General features: G+C 58.0%; 5 protein-coding genes. 2 read left to right on the forward strand and 3 right to left on the reverse strand.

Features of this window, described 5'->3' with window-relative positions:
* The coding region (locus NKJ46_RS34425; RefSeq protein WP_352671765.1) for a transposase domain-containing protein at positions 1 to 218 on the forward strand (218 nt) is incomplete at its 5' end.
* Positions 219 to 253: 35 nt separating this feature from the next.
* Here the strand turns inward: NKJ46_RS34425 and NKJ46_RS34430 are convergent.
* The 3 genes from NKJ46_RS34430 to NKJ46_RS34440 all read right to left on the reverse strand — a co-directional run bounded on the left by NKJ46_RS34430 (position 254) and on the right by NKJ46_RS34440 (position 2890).
* Entirely contained in the window at positions 254 to 1525 is a 1272-nt protein-coding gene (locus tag NKJ46_RS34430) for a cation:proton antiporter (RefSeq protein WP_352671767.1), read from the reverse strand.
* 547 nt (positions 1526 to 2072) lie between these two features.
* Positions 2073 to 2459 (reverse strand): sensor histidine kinase, encoded by a 387-nt coding sequence (locus NKJ46_RS34435; protein ID WP_352671770.1) that lies wholly within the window; start codon positions 2457 to 2459, stop codon positions 2073 to 2075.
* A complete protein-coding gene (locus NKJ46_RS34440; RefSeq protein WP_352671778.1) occupies positions 2393 to 2890 on the reverse strand; it encodes a histidine kinase dimerization/phosphoacceptor domain -containing protein in 498 nt (165 codons plus the stop codon). Before NKJ46_RS34440 ends, NKJ46_RS34435 begins: the two co-directional genes overlap by 67 nt.
* A gap of 405 nt (positions 2891 to 3295) precedes the next feature.
* Between NKJ46_RS34440 and NKJ46_RS34445 the strand changes: the two genes are divergently transcribed.
* On the forward strand, positions 3296 to 3688 hold the full coding sequence (locus tag NKJ46_RS34445) for a hypothetical protein (protein WP_352671773.1): 393 nt from the start codon (positions 3296 to 3298) through the stop codon (positions 3686 to 3688).
* The last annotated feature ends 456 nt before the right edge of the window (positions 3689 to 4144 follow it).

A 4144-nucleotide genomic window follows, 5' to 3' on the forward strand; every position in this document is an offset into this window, starting at 1 on the left:
TAGAATCCGGGCATCATGAGGTCCCGTCGGACGGCGGCGCCGAACACTGGGCCGTCATCGCCTCGCTGATCGAAACCTGCAAGCTCAATGGTGTCGAACCGCTCGGCTATCTCGCCGATGTCCTCACCAGGATCGTCAACGGCCACCCCAACAGCCAGATCGACGATCTCCTGCCTTGGGTCTACATCAACAAGCTCGAGCTCAAGGCCGTGGCCTGAGAACACCGCTTACCATAAATCCGCGAATGGGGACATTAGTCCTGCCTGTCTCGGACACGGGACAACCTCAGTAGAGAGCGGCGGCCGCGATCCAACTGGCGCATCACTGGAGTGACCATGACACCGTGCATGACAATTGAACTCAAAACGGCGAAGCAGACGGTTACCCAAAGAGTTGTCGCACCGTCAAATTCGGCCTGCCCCAGTGCGAAGGCGAGGTAGTAGAACGATCCAAGCCCGCGTATTCCAAAAAAAGCGATGACGGCCTTTTCGCGTGACGGCGCCGGAAATCCAATCAGTCCAATCCATGCCGCGATGGGTCGCACAACCAATAGCACCAGGGCGGCAGTGGCGACTACCTGCCAGCTCAAGGCGCTAAAAATCGACCCTTCAGCGATCGCCGCCCCAAAGCAGACCAGCAGCACCATCATCAGCAATCGCTCAATCTGCTCAGCGAAGTCGTGCAAGCTCTCATGATACTCATGCTGCCGCTCGATGGATCGCAGCGCCACTGCTGCAACAAACACTGCAAGGAAGCCGTAGCCGTGAAGGACTTCGGTCGAGCCGTATGCAAGGCAGGTGATCCCGAGCGCAACAAAGCCGTCTTTCGTCTCTGACAAGCCCGATCGTTTCGGTAGACGAAACGTAAGATAGCCCATGACTTTTCCGCCCAGCCAGCCAATGACGAGGCCGGCTGTAATCTTCCAAAGGACATCAACGAGGACCCAGTGTGTGAAGAACGGCTCGCCGGACGCTCTGGACAGCGCAATTGCGATGGCGAGATAGACGAACGGAAATGCCGCTCCATCATTGAGGCCGGCCTCTGAAGTAAGGGCAAAACGCACCTCGTCCTCCTTGCCGGATTGAGGTGGGCCAACCTGTATGTCGCTTGCTAGAACAGGATCAGTCGGTGCGAGAGCAGCGCCAAGCAGGAGTGCGGCGGCAAGACCGAGCCCCAGAATTGACCAGCCGATGAACGCAATTCCTGCGATCGTCAGAGGCATGGCGACGCCAACAAGGCGCCAGGAGGACTCCCAGCCGCGCCAACTCACTGGCCGGTCCAGCTTCAGGCCAGCCCCCATAAGGGCGATGATGACCGCCAACTCGGTGAGACGCTCTGTTAGGCCCCGGTTCTCAAGTGGGTTCACTCCGATGAGCGGAGAAAAAGGTGACCAAATCAAAAGAACGCCGAGCCCGATGCAAACCATTGGCAGTGAAAGCGGAAGCGTCCTGAGAAGCATGGGCAACCAGGCCGTAAGGAGCACGATTGCTCCAAAGGCCGCCAACAGAAGGGCATAGGACGGCATCCCGGCCTAGACCGTTGAATCCGCATTCGAAGCGCGAAGCTGCTTCCAACCCGTACACAAGCCGACACTCCTGCTCACCCAACCTTCGCCCGCCATGTGCTCCCTCCACCGTCTCGACCGAGGGTTAGCCTAACACGGACATGCGTACAGAATCCCAGGCACACTTTAACGATGATCTTGGATCCGCGATGTGGCTTAGAAGGGCTCTCCTGATCTGCCCAGGGATTTGAGCGACCATTTCCGCGCGTCGAGGCGCGGGCCGTGTCGGGCGAATTGAGAAACTGACCCCCCTTATTGCCTCACCGAGGAATGTTACCGAACGCGATAGGGCCGACATGGGCCCTTTCTCCATCCGTCGCGGCGGACGGAGATAGCGGCCAGCTCTTCATCCAGCTTGCCGGACCGGAACGGACGCGCCAGCGCCATTTTAAGCGCCAATGCCAATCAAGGGCGTAGTCGCTTTCAGCCTGTCGCCGAAGCTGCAACTGGAAAAGGGAATCGCGGCGCCAAGCCACTGCGGTAGTCGTCGTTGCGACGGAGCAAACGCCTACACGTCTGGCAAGACCACCCGAACTTTGCAACCCGGCGCATAATTCTCCCGTGTGAGCGTTGCTCCTAGCTGTTTTGCAAGCAATTCTGTGAGGCGCGAGCCTATTCCTCCATTTTTGTCGGGTGGGCAACCGACGCCATCATCCGCCACCGTCAGAACTAGGGAGGAGTCTCGAAAGAGCTTCACTGCAATGGTTCCGCCTCGATCACCGGGAAAAGCATGTTTGAGGGCGTTCCTAACGAGCTCGTTTACAATCAGCCCTAACGGTATTGCCTGCTCCGTTGGGAGATGAACTTCCTCCGCATGGACTTTCACGGCTATCGGTCTGATATCCCGGAGCGTATCTCCGAGGTGGCGGGACAACTCCTCCAGATACGAGCGCATTTCGACTTGGCCGCTGTGGCTGGATGGCCGGAAGTGGTCGTGAGCATCGGCGATGGCGTGAATGCGACGTACGCTTTCTCCAGTGCCTCGCGGGCCTCTGGACTCGATTTCATCCGGGCTTGCAGCGACAGCAGAGAGCTGACCATCGCGAGGTTGTTCTTGGTGCGATGCGACAATTCTTGTAGGAGCAGATCCTTCGCGCGTTCCGCTTCCGCTGCTCTTTGGTAAGCCGTACGCAGCCTTTCACTGATGACGGCCAGCCCCAATGCCACCACGACGAAGATGACCATTGGCAGCACCAATCCCGCGGGCAGCAGAAAGGTGCCAGTTGGCTTCGCCTCAAAGTATAGCAGAACCGTGCTCAGCACGGTGGAGTAAAGCCCCGAACCTCGATCAAACAGCACCGAGGCCAGGAAAATAGCGGGAAACATCACGAAGAAGCCCAGAACTCCAGCGCTTTCATGGATACCCCGCAGGGCGAGAAAACAGATCGCGGTCAGAGCCGTCGTGGTCGCAAGACGGACTATCGAGGACTTGGGCTTGGGTGGCAGCCTTTTGAGGACTCCCCGAACAGGCGGAATGCCTCTCTAAATTAAATCCCTGGAAATCGTGATAAGCAATTTGCGGATTGGAGGGCCGGCGAAACTCGCGCCGGCTACCGCTGCATTTCTGGAGCGGATTCGAAGTTGATAAGCCCGAGATGCCCGAAGAGGCCAGGTCGAACCGGCAAGCAAGCCCACACTTTCGTAAGCGTCCGGCCTGAGGCGTCTTTGTAGGCGCGGCGCTGTGAACTCAACGGGAGGTCCGTCTCCTCCAGACTCGAGTCGGGGACGTCTATGACTGCACTGAATGTTTTGCGTTCGTTACTCGTGGTGATGGTGACCTGCCTAGCTGCGGCTGGATGCCAATCGGCCGGGGGACAGTGGCAGTACAAACTTGCGTCCCACGAAGAAGCTCGCCGTATGTGTGCAGCAGGTAAAATGGCCTATTCAATCGAATGCATGGTCGATGATGTCAAACCCCAGCTCGGCCGTCGCTTTGCAGCGAGAGTACTGTATGAGCCAAATCCGAAAAATCTCGATTGGGATTACATTGTGGCGCGCACCAACCACTTCAAACGTGAAGAGGCGCTATTTAAGCAACGAGGGCTCAAGCTCTACTCACAGTCAGGCGTTAAGAGCAACAAGTGGGGCGTTACTGGCAATTGCGCGATTTGGCGCTCACGCTAACGCACCCATTCTGATACCACGCCTCTTGTGCGCGCGGCTTATTCTTCTCAAGGACGTTAACCGTTAACCAGGGGTGCTTGACGTTGTAGACGATCGTGCCGGGTACTCCCTGCAGTTGAGGTAGAGAGGCCGACCTGGCTCCAGCCTCGGGCGGCGACGTGCCTGACATGGAGTGACGGTTGGCCGGTTCTCTAAGACTCCCGGCAGTTCTCCTCAGGGTGTAGCCGAGGGGGCACAGGGACACGGGAGACCTAACCAGAAGACCGTAGCACCCCTCCTCCTTGGCAGCAGCCTCGAAGGCTTTGCGGGCCTGCTCCGGGGTCGCCCGGTCTTGCATTGCCTCAAGGCAGACTTGCCAGCCTTCCGCCACTTAGATGTTTGATCCCAGGCTTTGATGGTTCATCATTGTCGTCCGAATCAAAGGATGCACTATGGGCCAGGTTCTGCATGGGAGCG

This window comes from Mesorhizobium sp. M0166, assembly GCF_040322255.1.
Taxonomy (GTDB): domain Bacteria; phylum Pseudomonadota; class Alphaproteobacteria; order Rhizobiales; family Rhizobiaceae; genus Mesorhizobium.

Bases quoted from the DNA above. Each gene is read 5' to 3' on its own strand.
- NKJ46_RS34445 (WP_352671773.1), top strand. From the start codon at position 3,296: ATGACTGCACTGAATGTTTTGCGTTCGTTACTCGTGGTGATGGTGACC.
- NKJ46_RS34440 (WP_352671778.1), bottom strand. From the start codon at position 2,890: ATGTTTCCCGCTATTTTCCTGGCCTCGGTGCTGTTTGATCGAGGTTCG.
- NKJ46_RS34430 (WP_352671767.1), bottom strand. From the start codon at position 1,525: ATGCCGTCCTATGCCCTTCTGTTGGCGGCCTTTGGAGCAATCGTGCTC.
- NKJ46_RS34435 (WP_352671770.1), bottom strand. From the start codon at position 2,459: ATGCGCTCGTATCTGGAGGAGTTGTCCCGCCACCTCGGAGATACGCTC.